This window comes from Reyranella sp., from assembly GCF_044224635.1.
In the GTDB taxonomy this organism is placed as follows: Bacteria; Pseudomonadota; Alphaproteobacteria; order Reyranellales; family Reyranellaceae; genus Reyranella.
On sequence record NZ_JBGAKA010000006.1, the window covers coordinates 152,806 to 168,042 of the forward strand.

The 15,237-nt window shown below is 66.1% G+C and carries 16 protein-coding genes; 7 read left to right on the top strand and 9 right to left on the bottom strand.

Going from position 1 to position 15,237, the window contains the following annotated elements; genetic code table 11:
* Positions 1-179 precede the first annotated feature (179 nt).
* The 3 genes from ACILR9_RS08205 to ACILR9_RS08215 are packed head-to-tail and all read right to left on the bottom strand — an operon-like array spanning position 180 to position 2,403.
* Entirely contained in the window at positions 180-734 is a 555-nt protein-coding gene (locus ACILR9_RS08205) for a tyrosine phosphatase family protein (RefSeq protein ID WP_395709417.1), read from the bottom strand.
* Positions 735-745: 11 nt separating this feature from the next.
* Positions 746-1,483, bottom strand: a complete 738-nt coding sequence (locus ACILR9_RS08210) for a sulfite exporter TauE/SafE family protein (RefSeq protein WP_395709418.1) — start codon at positions 1,481-1,483, stop codon at positions 746-748.
* Positions 1,480-2,403 (bottom strand): alpha/beta fold hydrolase, encoded by a 924-nt coding sequence (locus ACILR9_RS08215; protein WP_395709419.1) that lies wholly within the window; start codon positions 2,401-2,403, stop codon positions 1,480-1,482. The genes ACILR9_RS08210 and ACILR9_RS08215 overlap by 4 nt, the downstream gene beginning before the upstream one ends.
* Before the next feature lie 375 nt (positions 2,404-2,778).
* Here ACILR9_RS08215 and ACILR9_RS08220 point away from each other — a divergent pair, with 375 nt between their 5' ends.
* The 3 genes from ACILR9_RS08220 to ACILR9_RS08230 are packed head-to-tail and all read left to right on the top strand — an operon-like array spanning position 2,779 to position 6,850.
* Positions 2,779-5,571, top strand: a complete 2,793-nt coding sequence (locus ACILR9_RS08220) for a glycosyltransferase (RefSeq protein ID WP_395709420.1) — start codon at positions 2,779-2,781, stop codon at positions 5,569-5,571.
* Positions 5,572-5,624: 53 nt separating this feature from the next.
* Positions 5,625-6,224: a class I SAM-dependent methyltransferase gene (locus tag ACILR9_RS08225; protein WP_395709421.1), complete on the top strand. Its 600-nt coding sequence runs from the start codon at positions 5,625-5,627 to the stop codon at positions 6,222-6,224.
* Positions 6,221-6,850 carry an NUDIX hydrolase gene (locus ACILR9_RS08230; RefSeq protein ID WP_395709422.1) on the top strand — a complete coding sequence of 210 codons (630 nt, stop codon included), beginning with the start codon at positions 6,221-6,223 and terminating at the stop codon, positions 6,848-6,850. Before ACILR9_RS08225 ends, ACILR9_RS08230 begins: the two co-directional genes overlap by 4 nt.
* A gap of 228 nt (positions 6,851-7,078) precedes the next feature.
* Here ACILR9_RS08230 and ACILR9_RS08235 read toward each other — a convergent pair whose 3' ends face one another.
* Together ACILR9_RS08235 and ACILR9_RS08240 are read right to left on the bottom strand one after the other, a co-directional pair.
* Positions 7,079-7,534, bottom strand: coding sequence for a MaoC family dehydratase (locus ACILR9_RS08235; RefSeq protein WP_395709423.1), 456 nt, complete (start codon positions 7,532-7,534; stop codon positions 7,079-7,081).
* A complete protein-coding gene (locus tag ACILR9_RS08240; RefSeq protein WP_395709424.1) occupies positions 7,531-8,034 on the bottom strand; it encodes a GNAT family N-acetyltransferase in 504 nt (167 codons plus the stop codon). The genes ACILR9_RS08235 and ACILR9_RS08240 overlap by 4 nt, the downstream gene beginning before the upstream one ends.
* Positions 8,035-8,094: 60 nt before the next feature.
* On the opposite strand from ACILR9_RS08240, the gene ACILR9_RS08245 reads away from it, so the two are divergent.
* A complete protein-coding gene (locus ACILR9_RS08245) occupies positions 8,095-9,090 on the top strand; it encodes a Bug family tripartite tricarboxylate transporter substrate binding protein (RefSeq protein WP_395709425.1) in 996 nt (331 codons plus the stop codon).
* Positions 9,091-9,093: 3 nt separating this feature from the next.
* On the opposite strand, the gene ACILR9_RS08250 is transcribed toward ACILR9_RS08245, so the two are convergent.
* From ACILR9_RS08250 to ACILR9_RS08260, 3 genes are read right to left on the bottom strand one after another with little or no spacing between them, the layout of a single operon-like run.
* Entirely contained in the window at positions 9,094-10,152 is a 1,059-nt protein-coding gene (locus tag ACILR9_RS08250; RefSeq protein ID WP_395709426.1) for a YeiH family protein, read from the bottom strand.
* On the bottom strand, positions 10,145-10,351 hold the full coding sequence (locus tag ACILR9_RS08255; RefSeq protein WP_395709427.1) for a biotin/lipoyl-binding carrier protein: 207 nt from the start codon (positions 10,349-10,351) through the stop codon (positions 10,145-10,147). The genes ACILR9_RS08250 and ACILR9_RS08255 overlap by 8 nt, the downstream gene beginning before the upstream one ends.
* Positions 10,352-10,385: 34 nt before the next feature.
* Positions 10,386-11,180 carry a hypothetical protein gene (locus ACILR9_RS08260; RefSeq protein WP_395709428.1) on the bottom strand — a complete coding sequence of 265 codons (795 nt, stop codon included), beginning with the start codon at positions 11,178-11,180 and terminating at the stop codon, positions 10,386-10,388.
* Positions 11,181-11,218: 38 nt separating this feature from the next.
* Between ACILR9_RS08260 and ACILR9_RS08265 the strand changes: the two genes are divergently transcribed.
* Together ACILR9_RS08265 and ACILR9_RS08270 are read left to right on the top strand one after the other, a co-directional pair.
* Complete coding sequence (locus ACILR9_RS08265; RefSeq protein WP_395709429.1) at positions 11,219-11,863, top strand: DTW domain-containing protein; 645 nt, start codon at positions 11,219-11,221, stop codon at positions 11,861-11,863.
* A 152-nt stretch (positions 11,864-12,015) separates the two neighbouring features.
* A complete protein-coding gene (locus ACILR9_RS08270; protein ID WP_395709430.1) occupies positions 12,016-12,471 on the top strand; it encodes an acyl-CoA thioesterase in 456 nt (151 codons plus the stop codon).
* Positions 12,472-12,737: 266 nt separating this feature from the next.
* Here the strand turns inward: ACILR9_RS08270 and ACILR9_RS08275 are convergent, their stop codons facing one another.
* On the bottom strand, positions 12,738-13,700 hold the full coding sequence (locus tag ACILR9_RS08275; RefSeq protein ID WP_395709431.1) for a LysR family transcriptional regulator: 963 nt from the start codon (positions 13,698-13,700) through the stop codon (positions 12,738-12,740).
* A 240-nt stretch (positions 13,701-13,940) separates the two neighbouring features.
* Between ACILR9_RS08275 and ACILR9_RS08280 the strand changes: the two genes are divergently transcribed.
* Positions 13,941-15,236, top strand: coding sequence for a hypothetical protein (locus tag ACILR9_RS08280; RefSeq protein ID WP_395709432.1), 1,296 nt, complete (start codon positions 13,941-13,943; stop codon positions 15,234-15,236).
* The last annotated feature ends 1 nt before the right edge of the window (position 15,237 follow it).

Here is a 15,237-nt window from a genome sequence, read left to right on the forward strand (position 1 = left end):
ATCGCCCCCCTTGTCATCCTGAGCGTAGCGAAGGATCTCATTACCGCAGACCATGAGCGTACTCTGAGCCTACTGGCGATGAGATTCTTCGCTGCGCTCAGGATGACAGAAAAGAGGCTTGTTCGGCCAACATAGAAACAAGCCGAAACGTACGCTTCCGACAAGAAGCGTCGCGCAGCTCACGTCGGCAGTTCGTGGCCGCGGCCGATGTTGCGGATGATCTCGCTCAAATGCGGCTTGGCGAGCAGCAGGGCGCGGCGATAGGCGACGAGTCCCTCCATCATCGCGCCGTCGCGCTTCAGCAGGCGGTCGGCGAACTCGACCATGCGGGTGTTCGGCCAGCCGTGCTTGCGCAACTCCAGGAGCTTGAGGAACGCCTCGACCTCGCGGCCCGGCGCGTGCTGGCACATCAGGATCGCCGCCGCCGCCGTCGAGCGCGACACGCCGGCATGGCAATGCACGAGCACGTGGCTTCCGGCCTTGGAGTGGGCGCGCTCGCCGAACAGCAGGACTTTCTCGATGTGCGCCGGCGTGCAGGCCTCGAAACCCGGATACTCGGCGACGACGTCGTCGAAGCGGATCAGCTCGTGGTCGACCTCGAAGTAGTCGTCGAGTGCCGGCGGGCGGGGCTCGTGAGTGTCGATGATCGACAGGAGATGGCTCACACCGACCGCGCAATGTTGCGCCAGCTCGGGGATGCCGCAGATCGTGACCTTGTGACTCGGGATAGGCATGGGTGGCGGGTCTACAGGAGGCTTGAGGCCATTTGGAGGCCGATGGCGAACATGCCGATCAGGAAGATGCGGCGGAAGGTTTCGGGCGTTACTGCATTGCGGGTCTTCTGACCGATCCAGACGCCGGCCATGGTGGGCGCAATCACGGCGATGGCGCCGATCAGGTTGGTGGTGTCGAACGCTCCCTTGATCGCCAGCGCCAGCGTGAGGGCGCCGATGATGAAGATGAACATGACGCCGAGCGCCTGGACGAGCTCGTGCCGGTTCATCTCAAGCGACTGCATGTAGGGCAGGAACGGCACCGCGGCGACGCCGGTTGCGCCGGCCACCGCGCCGCTCGCCAGCCCCACCAGCGGGTTGGCCCAGCGCTCGGCCGAGCGCGGCACGTGCGGCCGCCAAGCCGTCAGGGCGAGGGCCGAGTAGATCACCAGGATCACACCTACCCAGGCGGTGGCGCCGTGCGAGCCCAGGCTGCCGAAGGCCAGGGCGACGACCATCAGCCCGATGATCGAGGCGGCCGCCATGGTCCAGAAGCGACGCATGAGGATGCCGAAGCCTCGTCCGTAGATCGCCTGCCAGACATTGGTCACCATGGTCGGCACGACCATCAGGGCGAGCGCGGTTTCCATCGGCACGGCGAAGCTCATGATGCCGAGAGCGATCGGCGGCAGCCCCATGCCGATCGCCCCCTTGGCGATGCCGGCGACGATGAAGGCCGCGGCGATCACCAGGACCTCAGTCAGCGTCATGAGGCGAGCACGCCGCGGGCCAGCCGGTCGAAGCCCTCCCAGAACAGAGCCCTGAGATCGTCCGTCTCCATCATGATCTCGTGACGCGCGCTGGCGATGGTGAAATGCTCGCCGCGGCGCAGCCGCGCTGCGACCGGTCCGTGCGTGCGCGGGTCGACCAGGCGGTCCTCGCCGGCGGTCATCAGGAGCAGCGGCAGCTCGATGCGCTCGAGATAGCCCGGCGCCAGCGCCGCCGTCATCGACCGCGCCGCCTGGCGTCCCCAGCCCAGGGTCGGCCCGCCCAGGATGAGGCGCGGGTCGGCGGAGAACCAGTCGTCGGTGAAGCGGTAGCGGCGCTCGTCGTGGGTCACGAAGTTGGAGTGGAACTCGCGCGCCAGCAGGATGAACGGTCCGGTGCCGAACAGGTAGCGTTCCTCGACCGCCGGCATCTCGGGCATCAGCATCAGGACCGAGCGCAGCATGGCCTCGCGCCTCAGCCCGGTCATCGGCGACACCAGGACGCCGGCGGAGAAGGGACCCGGGCCGTTCTCGGCGAGCTCGCGCATTGCGATGTGCGCGCCCATCGAATGGCAGAGCGCCATGACCGGCCGCGGCGCGCTCGGGACGACGACCTCGTCGAGAAACGCCCGCAGGTCGGCCATGTAGGTGGTGAAGTTGTCGATATGGCCCTTGCCGCGATCGGCCAGCGGCCGATCCGACAGACCCTGGCCGCGCCAGTCCAGCGCCATCACCGCCCAGCCGCGGGTGCGCAACTCGCCCACCACCTCGGTGGCGTACTTCTCGATGAACTCGCCGCGGCCGGTGAGCAGCACGACGGTACCGCGCGGCGGACCGGACGCCTGCCAGGTCGCAAAGCGCAGGCGCGCGCCGGCGCGTTCCAGGAAACCGTACCGATCGGCCTCGACGTAGGTGGCGGCCACGGACTCTGGCCGGGCGGCCGGCGCCGCGGACGGGTCTTCAACGATCATCCAGTGCGGCGTTTTGGCGAAGGCCGTCGCGATAAGCCAGCGGAGATTTGGGCATTTTAGCGAACTTGCGCGCCGTCCCTTTACCGTTTGTGCACGCACCGCTATATGTCGGCCCTGTCGCCGCATCGCCTGCGAAGGGTCGCAGGGGAGGAAAACCGGCGCAAGGAAGCCTCGCAGAGGTCAACCGCATTGCGTGGTTATCGGCTCGTCGGTTGAGTCGATCCGGCACGGTCCTTGCGTCGACGTTCACGTCCGCAGGAGACATGCGACCGCGATCCCGACGATAGCGAGTGCCACCGGCGGTTTCGTTGGAGCGATCGCCTGTTCATGTTCCGTCAGGCCTTGGTTCTTCTCACTGTTGCCGCGGCCACGCTGGTGGGCTGGCGGCTGCTCGATTCGCGGATCGACGCGGCGAACATCGATGGTCCCCTGCACGGCGTCACCTATGCGCCGTGGGCCAAGGACCAGGATCCGATCGAGGCCAAGTCGAGCGGCGTCGTCAGCTTCCTGCGCACCGCCTTCACCGATACGCCGCCGCCGCCGGTCAAGCCGCGCAAGGAGCAGATCGAGCGCGATTTCGGCATGCTCTCTGGCAAGGTCAACTATGTCCGAACCTACCGCGCGTCGGACGGCGGCGACGTCATGCCGGAGATCGCTGCGAGAAACGGCCTGAAGCTGGTGCCCGGCGCCTGGATCTACAGCGCCAGTGAAGCCAAGCAGCAGTTCGGCCGCGAGGCGGGCGAGGTCAATGCCGAGGAGACCCGCGCCCTGATCCGCATGGCCAACCAGAACCCCAACATCGAGCGCGTGCTGGTCGGCAACGAGAACATCCTGCGCTGGGACGGCCAGAAGCATCTGCGCGATCCCAACGCCACCAGCCCGGCCCAGCTGATCCGCGAGATCCGCAACGTCAAGCGCAACGTCAAGGTGCCGGTCAGCACCGCCGAGCCGTGGCACGTCTGGCTGCACTACCCCGAGCTTGCGCGCGAGGTCGATTACCTCGCCGTGCACATTCTGCCCTACTGGGACGAGAAGTCCGACGAGACGCCGCTCGAGTATCTGAAGAGCCGGATCGGCATGCTGAAGCAGGCCTATCCCAACAAGAACATCATCGTCACCGAGGTCGGCTGGCCGTCCAACGGCGCGGCGCGGCGCAGCCCCGGCAGCGGACTGGTGAAGTACGCCACGCCGGCCGAGCAGGCCAAGAACATCCGCGATGCGGTGGCCTGGCTGCGGTCGCAGAACATCGAGCACTTCGTCGTCGAGGCGGTCGATCAGCCGTGGAAGTCGTACGACCTCGAAGGCAAGGCCGGTGGCTACTGGGGACTGTGGAATGCCGACCGCCAGCCCAAGTTCGCCTGGACCGGCACCATCGACCGCTTCCCGCAATGGAACGCCGCGGCAGCCTGGTCGCTGGTCCTCGCTCTGCCGGTGATCCTGCTGTTCCTGTGGCGCTGGCCCGGCATCGGCATGGTGGGGCAGGTCGGCTTCGCGGGACTGGTCGCCCTGTCGACGAGCGCGCTGGTGTACGGCGCGTCGGTCGCGGCCGGCACCTACATGCTGGTCGGCGAGATGGCGGGGTGGGCGGTGCTCGCCTTCTTCCTGGTGCTGAGCCTCGCCATGGCCCTGGTCCAGGCGCTCGAGATGGCTGAGACGATCTGGCGCGGCCGGTGGCGCCGCGAGGCACTTCCGGCGGCCGAGATGATCGCCCGCCAGCCGGCCGATCGCGTGTGGCCGAAAGTGTCGCTGCACCTGGCGATCTGCAACGAGCCGCCGGCCATGGTGATCCAGACGCTCGATTCGCTGGCCGCGCTCGACTATCCGAATTTCGAGGTCATCGTCATCGACAACAACACCAAGGACCCGGCTGTATGGCGCCCGGTGCAGGAATACTGCGCCCAGCTCGGCGAGCGCTTCCGCTTCTTCCATTTCGACGTCATGAAGGGCTTCAAGGCCGGCGCGCTGAATTACGTGCTGAGCCAGACTGCGCCGGATGCGCGCGTCATCGGCGTCATCGACAGCGACTACATGGTGCGCCCCGACTGGCTGAAGGCGCTGATCCCGTATTTCGACGACGACAAGATCAGCTACGTGCAGGGGCCGCAGGACCATCGCGACTGGCAGGGCGACCGCTTCAAGGAGATGCTGAACTGGGAGTATGCCGGCTTCTTCGATATCGGCATGTGCCTGCGCAACGAGTACGACGCCATCATCCAGCACGGCACCATGACCCTGGTGCGGCGCGACCGCATGGAGGAGATGGGTGGCTGGGCGACCTGGTGCATCACCGAGGATACCGAGCTCGGCCTGCGCCTGATGGAGAAGGGCTACGGCGCGATGTACAGCCGCGAGCGCTTCGGCCACGGCCTGACGCCCGACCATTTCGCCGGCTACAAGAAGCAGCGCTTCCGCTGGGCCTACGGCGCCATGCAGATCATGAAAGCGCATGCCGGCAAGATGCTGGGCAACAGCACCCGGCTCACCTTCTGGCAGAAGTATCATTTCGTCGCCGGCTGGCTGCCGTGGTTCGCCGACGCGCTGAACCTGATCTTCACCTGGGCCGGCCTGGCCTGGCTGCTCGCCGTCATCGTGCCGCCGCTGTTTGGCATCAAGCCGGTCGGCCTGCCGCCGGCCGAGTTCATCCTGCCGACCATCGGCATCTTCGTCTTCAAGCTGCTCTATTCGTTCGGCCTCTATTTCGACCGCGTGCGCTGCACCTTCCGCCAGAGCGTCGGCGCGTCGCTGGCGGGCCTGGCGCTGACCTACACGGTCGGCCGCGCCGTGATCTATGGCTTGGCGACCAGCCGCCTGCCCTTCATGCGCACGCCCAAGATGGACGAGCGCGCCACGCTCGGCATGGCGCTCGGCATGGCGCGCGGCGAGGCTGTGCTGGCGATCCTGCTGTGGCTGGGCGCGGCCGTGCTGTGGTTCACGAGTGGCCAGCTCGATCCCGAAGCGCGCCTGTGGTCGGCCTTCATGGTCGTGCAGTCGCTGCCCTTCGCCGCCGCCGTCTACGTGTCGATGGTGAATGCCCTGGAGCAGATGCGCCATGCGCGCGCCCTGTTCGAGCCCGCCCCTGCCGCCGCAATTGCTGCCCCAGCGATGCAACCGGCGCAATAGGGCGGGGCGTTTTCCCCAATCGACTTGTCGAAAACGTCTGTTAGCGTTCACCCATGCCTCAGCCTGCGCATGCCGGCACGACCCTCTTCCTGAAACGGTGGCTGCGCCGGCCCTTCGCCATGGGCGCGGTGGTGCCAAGCGGCCGATTGCTCGCCGAGGAGATGGCGCGCGTCACGGTGGCGGTACTCGGCTCACGGCCGGGACATGTCATCGAACTGGGCGCAGGCACGGGTGAAGTCACCAAGGCGCTCTTGGCCGCCGGCATACCGGCGGGGCGGTTGGCGCTGGTCGAACGCGATCCCGAGCTTGCCGTCTTCCTGCGGAGTCACTTTCACGGCTTGCAGATCGTCGAAGGCGATGCGATGCGGCTGCCCCGGCTGATCAGCGACCACGGCCTCGCTCCCGTCGCCGCCATCGTGTCGAGCCTGCCGCTGCTGTCGCTGCCGGCCGAGGTCGTGAACGGAATCGTCGGCGGCGCGTTCGAAGCCCTGCCGCCCGGCGGCGCGCTGGTGCAATTCACCTACGGCCCCAAGCCGCCGGTGCCGCGCGGCCTGCGCGAGCGCCTCCACCTGGTCGGCACGCACGGCAAGCGTGTCTGGCGCAACGTGCCGCCGGCGGTCGTGTGGACGTTCCGGAGCTCGGCAGCCGCGTGAAAGCCTTTCGCTTCGACGACGGCTTGCGGTCAGCCATCACGGGCCACCTCGGTCGCTTCCCGCTGCGCCGCAATCCCAATCCGGCGGGCCTCAAGCGCGCAGCGGTGGCCGTCGTCGTGGTCGAGGCCGACCAGGCGGGGCAGGCGGCATTCCTTCTCACCAAGCGGACACCGCGGCTGCGGGCACATGGTGGCCAGTGGGCCCTGCCGGGCGGGCGGGTCGATCCCGGCGAGACCATCGAGCAGACGGCGCTGCGCGAGTTGCACGAGGAGCTGGGCGTGCTGGCCTCGACCGACGATATCCTGGGCACGCTCGACGACTATCCGACAAGGTCCGGCTACATGATCGCGCCGGTCGTGGTGTGGGCGCCCGGCGTGACGGTGATTCCCAACCCGGGAGAGGTCGCTGCCGCCTATCGCATCGAATGCGCCGAGCTGTTCCGCGAGGGCTCACCCGAGATCGTCGCCATCGAGGAATCGGACCGTCCGATCATCCGGCTGCCCTTGTCGGTCTCGACGGTGAATGCGCCGACCGCCGCCGTGCTGTTCCAGTTTCGCGAAGTCGCTCTGGCCGGCCGCGACACCCGCGTCGACCATTACGAGCAACCGGTCTTCGCCTGGCGTTAGTCATTCTCCTCCCCAGCTTCGCTGGGGAGGTGCCCCGTCATACGGGGCGGAGGGGTCATGAGCCTCAGTCCTGCTGCTCATGACCCCTCCGTCGCCGAAGACGGCGACACCTCCCCAACGGAGTTGGGGAGGAAAATCATTGGACCGCGAGCGTCTCGCTGCTCTCCTACGCGCTCATGAACGGCGCGGTTACGCGCCGTGCGAGCGAGACGCTCGCGGTCCGGAAGACTATGAGCGCGCAACCCGTCGCTTGAGAAACACCACCGTGTCCTGCTCCATCACCGGCTCGCCGCGCTGATTGCTGCTCACCTGCCTGATCTTGACGAGGCCGCGGTCGGGCTTGGACGCCGAGGCGCGCAGTTCGACGATCTCCGTCGTGACGTGCAGCGTATCGCCGGGCCGGACGGGCCGCGCGAAGGTCACCGGACCGAGGCCGCCCGCGCCGATGCAGCAGGCCTTGAACACCCCCTGGTCGAGCCACAGCCGGAGCGTCGCCGACATCGTGTGCAGGCCCGACGCAATCAGCCCGCCGAACTGCCATGTCTTGGCGAACTCGATGTCGATGTGAAACGGCTGTGGATCCCACTGCCGCGCGAAATCGAGGATGGCCGATTCGGTGATCGTCATGCCGCCGCTCGTGAAGCGCTCGCCGACCTTGAAATCCTCGAAGTAGCGATCGCTCAAAGCGCCAGTTCCATGTAGGCGGTGTCGGCCAACGGGCTGGCGTAGTAGGGCGGGGTGCTCACGAAGCCCATCGAGCGGTAGAGGCTCATCGCCGCCCCCATCTTGCCGGCGATGGTATCGAGCCTGACCCGGCGGGATCCCTGGCGGCGCGCTTCGTCCACGATACCCTCTGCCAGGGCACGGCCGATGGAAACCCCGGCCTCGGTGCGCCGGCCGCGATAGGTCGGGCGCACGTACAGGCGCTTCATCTCGCAGATCTCCGGCGAGACCTTTCGCAACGCAACGGCGCCGGCGGGAGTTCCATCGTCGCTGCGGGCCAGCAGCAGCGCGCCGCCGGGTGCGGCATAGGTACCGGCGAGGTCGGCGAGTTCGGCATCGAAGCCTTCGTGCGCGAGCGACACCCCCAGCGAGCCGGCGTACTCGACAAAGAGAGTCTTGATGGCGTCGAAGTCGGCTGGCGTGCTAGGCGGCGCGATCGCAATCGTGGAGGAGGTGTTCATGCGGTTCGATTGTCGGAGGGGTATGGTAGCCTGTCATGCAGGGGCGATGGGAGGCAAGTAATGACGGGTGATCTGAAACGGCGGCGGGCGCTCGGCCTCGCCGCCACGGCGCTGGCTGCTCCGCTGGTGGTGCGACCGGCGGCGGCGCAAACGACTTGGCCGGCCAAGCCGGTGCGCTTCGTCGTGCCGTTCCCGCCCGGCCAGGCAGCCGACATCTTCGCCCGGCTGATGGCGGAGAAGCTGACGGACGTCTGGAAGCAGCAGGTCATCGTCGAGAACAAGGCAGGCGGCAGCGGCATTCCGGCAACCGAATATGCAAAGAACGCGCCGCCCGACGGCTACACCCTGATGGTGGTGTCGAGCGGGACCTTCGGTGTCAACCCGAGCCTGTTCCCCGATCTGCCCTACCGGCCGCTCGTCGATTTCCTGCCGATCTCCAACATCTTCCTCGTGCCGCTGGTGATCGTAGCGCATCCCAGCTTTCCGGCCAATACGCTGCCCGAGCTGATCGAACTCGCGCGCAAGGATCCCGGCAAGTACTCCTATGCATCGGCCGGACCCGGCACCTCGCAGCACCTGTCGATGGAGCTGTTCAAGCTCAAGGCGGGGATCGACGTCGTCCATGTGCCGTACAAGGGCAGTGGTCCGGCGATGGCCGACCTGCTGGGTGGCCACGTCAAGCTGATGATGGACAGCACCGCCGCGGCGCTCGGCGCGATCAGCGACGGTCGCATCAAGGCGCTGGCGTTGACCACGGCACGGCGCGCCGCGCCGCCGCTCGACAAGATCCCGCCCATCGCCGAGACCTTGCCCGGCTTCGACGCCGCCGGCTGGTCGGGCCTCGCCGCGCCGGCGCGCACGCCGCTCGAGATCGTGGCCAAGGTCAATCGTGACCTGCAGGCTCTGCTCAACGAGCCCGAGATCATCCGCCAGATAGAGCAGAAGGCGGCCATGCCGGCGCCCGGCTCGCCGATCCAGTTCGCCGAGTTCATCAAGAAGGAGATCGACACGTGGGGCGAGGTGGTGCGGGCTACCGGCACCAAGCCGGGCACCTGAGATTTACGTCCCGAGCGGCCGCAGGGCGTAAATCAGGCTCATGACCAGGAGGCCGATGAACGCGGTCTCGGTGATCAGCAGGAGTACCGGCGCCATGCCGATGCGCGCCAGCGCCAGCAAGGACGTCTTCATGCCGAGCGCGGCGATGGCGGTGATGATCAGGAACGAGGAGACCTGGGTGATTGCCGCCTTGACGTCGGTTGCCACGACGCCGGCCGAATTGAGAGCGGCGAGCGCCAGGAAGCCGAACAGGAATATCGGCGGCGAGGGTCGAGCATTGCCGGCCAATCCGCCGCCGCGCGCGATCCACCAAGCGATGCCGGCGATCGCCGGCAACAGGAAGGCGACGCGCAGGAGCTTGGTGACGATCGAATCGGTGAGGACCTGAGGTCCCATCGTCTGGCCGGCGCCGGCGACCTGCGCCACGTCGTGGATGGCGCCGCCCAGGAACACGCCCATCTCGAACAGCGAATAGCCGAGCACATTGTGCAAGGCCGGATAGATCACCATCACCACGGTGCTGAGAAAATTCACGCCCATCACGGTGAAGGCGAGATCGCGATCGGAGTTTTCGTGCTTGGGCAGCACCGCCGAGGCGGCCATTGCGGCCGCGGCGCCGCACACGCCGGTGGCGCAGCCGGTCAGCAGGCCGAAATCGCGGCTGAGCCCGAAGAAGCGCGCCGCCCACGCCCCGAAGGCGATGGTGCCGCCGACCGCGGCCAGGGCGACCACGATCGGCAAGGCACCGCCATCGACCAGCTGGTCCAAGGTGAGCCGTGCGCCGTAGAGCGCGACGCCGACCCGCAGCAGGGTGCGCCCGGCAAAATCGAGGCCAAGCTTCACCGCCGACCGATTGGAGAGCGGTTGCAGCGCCATGCCGATGACCAAGGTCAGGATCAGTGGCGGGACCCACACTGCGCCGAAGCGCAGGAAGTTCTTCGTGTCGGCAATGAAGGCGACGGCGGCGATCGTCGCGCAAACGGCGACGCCAGGCGCCACCCGACGCAGATTGTCGGGCGCCCAAAGCCGGACGATTTCGACGGCGACTGTGCTGCTACGCATCGAGGACGGCGACGAGCTGCCCTTCGCCGATCGCCTCGCCTTCGCTGACCTTGATTTCCTTGATGACGCCCGCCTTGGGGGCGAGCACGGGGATTTCCATCTTCATCGATTCGAGGATCATGATCTCACCCTCGAGCTCGACCCTGTCGCCTGGCTTAGTCTGGATCTTCCACACATTGCCGGCAATTTCAGATTTCACGTTAACGACCGCCATACCCCGCTTATCCCTCCGATCAAGATGTCAGCAAGCCTTTTTCGGCCACGGCGAGAGCCAGCGCAAGAGCGGAGCCGCCGATGCGCGCGCCGAGCCGGTATGCGGTCTGATTCACTTCCGACAGGAAGCCATCGACCAATGTGGAGCGACCATCACCGATGCGCGCCGACAGGGTCGACACGGCAGCGGCGGCGATGCCGGTCCGGTCGAGGATGGCAAGGCCGGCCACGCCGGCATGCTCCATGCCGAAACCGGCATCATTGAACAGGGCCAGCCTCGGCGCGAAGGCGGTTGCCGTTTCGCCCGCCGGCACGCCGCCATGGCTGCCGCTGGCCACGACCCGACCGCGATCCCGTCCATCGCCCAGTGAGATCGAATCGACGCAGATGACACGGCCGGCGACCGAGCGGCCTTCGGCCAGGGGCGCAGGCCGGGTATGCGGCCACGGCGCTGCCTTCAAGAGCTCGACGGCCTCCTTGGCGGATTGGCCAGGTGCCACGCCGCACGTCGTGGCGATCGCGTTGGCGCGACTGATGATTCCTCGGCGCAGCATGTCCTCGCCGTCGCCGATGCGCGCGCTGCTGCTTAGCACGGCCGCCATGGCCATGCCGTGTGAGTCTGCCCAGGCCAAGCCGCTCACGCCGGCCTCATCGCGGCCGATGCCGGCGTCGTTGTGGATGGCGGCGCGCACGCCAGCCCGAGCCGATAGATAGGCCGCATAGACTGCGCCATGCGAGCCGCCGACCACGACCGCCCCGTCAGTCTCGGGGGGAAGTTTGGTGACACTGGGCAGGGCAATGACGGCAATGGCCATGGCGACAGGGTCGGCGTTTGCAGCCTATATGTTCGCCCATGCGCGACGCGCCGCCAAGGGTCGACAATGGGGTTGCTGCCAATAAGGTCCCCAACAAGATCGCTGTCCTGATCCTGCAACACCCGCAGGAGCAGGATCGTGTCCTGGGCACCGCCCGTTTGATCACCGACACGCTTGAGAACAGCCGCGTTGTCATCGGACTGTCATGGCGCAACCTCGGGCATGCACTGGGCGCTCCCGCCGAGCCGCGTCATTGGGGGGTGCTTTATCTCGGTTCAGCCCAGATGCGCGATCTTGCCAGGAGCAGCGGCCCCCTGCTTGCCGTCGATCGGAAGGGCGCGCCGCTCGCCGACCAGGCGGCGGCCCGCGCCGGATTGGCCGGGGTGGTGGCGCTCGACGGGAACTGGGCCCAGGCCAAGGCGTTATGGTGGCGCAACGCCTGGCTGACCAGGCTTCGGCGCTTTGTGGTCGTCCCTTCCGGTCCGTCGCTCTATGGCGATCTGCGGCGAGAGGCGAGGGCAGGCGCCGTTTCGACGCTCGAAGCTGTCGCCCTGGCGCTGACCGCCCTGGAAGATGATCCGACCGTGGCCGAGCAGCTGCTGCAGCCGTTCCGCGAACTCATTGCCGCCGCGCGCAAGGCCGGCATCCGCGATTCCAAACGCGACCGGCGCGGCCGTCGGTAGAAGCCGATGCTCATGTGTTGGAGCGCGCCACGTCGGCGGAGATTACTCCGCCTCAAGTGGCGCGGTCCCAGCGCCTGGATCGGTCAGGAAACAAGCCCAGAAGCGGTGCATCCTTCTCGCCAGCGCGCCATGCCTCGGAGTAACGTCGGGCGATGAACAGCGACCCGTCCTCCGCCGAAGCGACCATCGCGCCCTTTCTCAGTCGCCACGAGGTCACTGTCGAATGGGGCGACTGCGATCCCGCCGGCATCGTCTACTATCCCACCTATTTCCGCTGGATCGATCAGGCGACTCATCGGCTGTTCCACAATGCCGGAGCGACGCGCGAAGGCACGACGGGCGGGCGATGGACGGAGGGCATCCCGCTAGTCGCCGCGGAATGCTCGTTCAGGCGGGCGTCGCAGCCGGGCGAGAGACTGATCGTCGAAAGCCACATCTCCCGGTTCGGGCGCAGTTCCTTCACCATCACCCACGTCTTCCGCGATGCCTCGGGCGAGATCGCCGCAGAAGGAACGGAGACGCGCATCTGGGCACGCAAGCAGGGCGACGCGAATTCGTTGAAATCGGTGCCGATTCCCGCAGACGTCAGACGGCGATTGGGCGGCTGACCTGGAGCGCGATTCTCTTTGTCTGAAGCACCGACGGAGACCTCACCCTGAGCAGCGGCCGCAAGCCGCGTCTCGATGGGTGGGATAAATCACCTCTGTTGCGCTCCCTTCGGGACGCCACGCTCCGCCTGGCTCCTCAGGGTGAGGTCATTCTTTAGCGCTTGGATCAAGTAAGATCGCGCTCTGGAGGCGCGGGTCGCCCGCACCGTGCAACAACGTGGCTCGATGATGTCTCAAGAGGGGCGGCGCGCGCAGCTCTTGCCGGGCTAGGCCGCCTCAGTGTCGTTGGAAGGGTGCAACAGGGAGAACCATTCGCGCTCGTCCTGGCGGAACTGATCGCGGATGTAGTCGATCACGGCGCGGATGCGCGCTCCCTTGTTGGTTTCCTCATGCGACACCAGCCAGATGTCGCGCGATATGTTGAGATCGATGGGAGTCTCGACGATGTTTGCCATCTTGCTGGTGTAGCTCGGGAAGATCGAGAGCCCCCAGGAGGCTTTCACGGCTTCCATTGCCGAATGCGACGAGTTGGTCCGCAGCGCGACGCGCGTGCTACGTTCGACGACCTCGCTCCACGGCTTCATCGCCGGCAGATTGTGCAAGGTCGTGTGGTCGACGATGTGGTGCTCATGCAGATCGTCGAGCTGCCGCGGCATGCCGAATTGCTCGATGTAGGCCGGCGCGGCGAACACCGACATTCTGAACTGGCCGACGCGGGCGGCGACCAGCTGACTGGAGGTTGGCCTGAAAAAGCGAATGGCCAGATCGGTCTGGCGGGTCGCCAGATCGAGGATCTGGTCGCCGACGATCACCTGCACGAGAATGTCGGCGTGCCGCCGCCGCAGTTCGGTGAGGCGCGGGACGAGCCACTGCGCGGCCAGACCCTCGGTAACCGCGACGCGCACGACGCCGGCCATTTCCCGATCCAGCCCGGCCAGGTGCCGTTCGATCGACGAAGCGTTTGACTGCATCGATTCGGCTTGGGCGAGAACACCACGCGCAGCGGGCGTCACTTCCATGCCGTGGCGATGGCGGTCGAACAGCTTGGCGCCGAGCCGGCGTTCAAGCGCCTGGATGCGGCGCCCGACCGTCGTCTGCTTGGTGCTCAACTGCGTCGCAGCGGCGCTGAAACTGCCGGTCTTTGCAACCGCAAGGAAAAACCGCACGTCGTCCCAGTCGCCCAGGATGTTCGTGATCTTGCCTTTGCCGTCAGAGGTCGTATTCATCATGACATGCAATAATGTAAAGGTACGGCTTGAAGCTTGAATGACAGGAAGTAGTGCAACATCCTATAACATTGTCGACAAAAAGTCGGTCTCATCGTTGTTTTTGCGCCTTGTGATTTTCCCCGGTGACGATGTGCTATCGCAGCTTCTATAGTAAGAAGTTAAAGGTTTCTGTTTCTTCCCAAAGACTTGCGGCAATCTTCTGAATAGCCGAATCAAGCTTTTTCTGGAGTGGGGGATCGGGTGACTGCCGTAGATTCTGAGCGCAAATCGCTCAATTTTCCATTGGTGGCACGTAAATTAGGCCAGTACTTGCGCAGCCCCTCGACCCGGTTGGCGGCGGTTGTGGCGTTCGTTTCGTACTTGAGTTATGCGTACGCGCATATCAGTTGGACTAACCCTGCGCTGATAAGCGTGTCAGTGTTCACCGGGGTATTCCTTCCGAGCTACGCCAAGCTCAGCAACAAAGCCGAACTGTGGGCCAACAACCGCTTCGGCTTCGTGACAGCCGGTCGGCTTGGGCGATTCGCCCCGCAATACGCGTTCAACTTGGCGGTGTTCTGGATCATGTACTGGGGAGGTGCCCTGAACCGGGAAGGCATCGCGTCCGTCGGTGGCTTTGCATCGGCGGCGCTGCTCACGTCGCTTGCGTCGCAGGGCGTCCAGTACCTTAGCCTCTTCCTGTTCCAGCGGGGCATCGGCGATGCCAATCGCAACGTCCTGATTGGCCTGTCGGCGACCATGGTGCTGGTTGCGTTCGGGACGGCCGGCCTGCCAATCGCCCGCGAAGCATTCCTGGCCGTCGGACTTGGTTTTGGCGCATTGGTGTTCGGCATCGGGCTGTTGTCCGATGTTCGCTCGAAGGTCGCGCCGAAGGGCGGCATCGGGTTGTTCTTCGGCACCTTCAATCCCTTTCACAACAGTCATGTCGCGATCATCCGGCGCGCCATCGAGGAGCGTGGCCTTGACAAGGTGATCGTCCACCCGACGCTGATACCGCGGCTGCACGCCGATGCCTTTCGCAAGGGCCAGATCCGGGTTGCCCGGCTGGAGAACGGATTCCAGATCTACGAAGCGACCGAGAAAGCCGATCTCAACGTCGACTACTTCCCGACCGGAAAGCAGTTCCTGCCGCCGGAAACCCGGCGTGTGCTGATCGAGCTCGCGATTGCTGAAGCCGGCCTCGCCGACAAGGTCGAGGTCGTCTTCTACCGCGAGATCTACGACACCAAGGGGTTCCGGGGCGTGATCGGCGAGGTCAAGCGGCGCTACCCGGGGGCGCGACTGCACGGCCTGCACGGCACCGACAACGGCGGCATGTCGGTACGCGCGACCTTGGACGAATGCGGCTGGATCTACCCGTGGTGCATCCTGCGCCGCGACAAGGTGTCGGCGACCGCCATCCGGCGCGGCGCAAAGGGCATGACATCGACCGTTGTGACCGACGTGCTGGCACAATTGACGGCGAATCTTCCTGTCGTGACGGCCGGTGGCCGCCGCTTCCGGAACGAGAACGGTGTGCTGACCGAAAGGGAGTAAT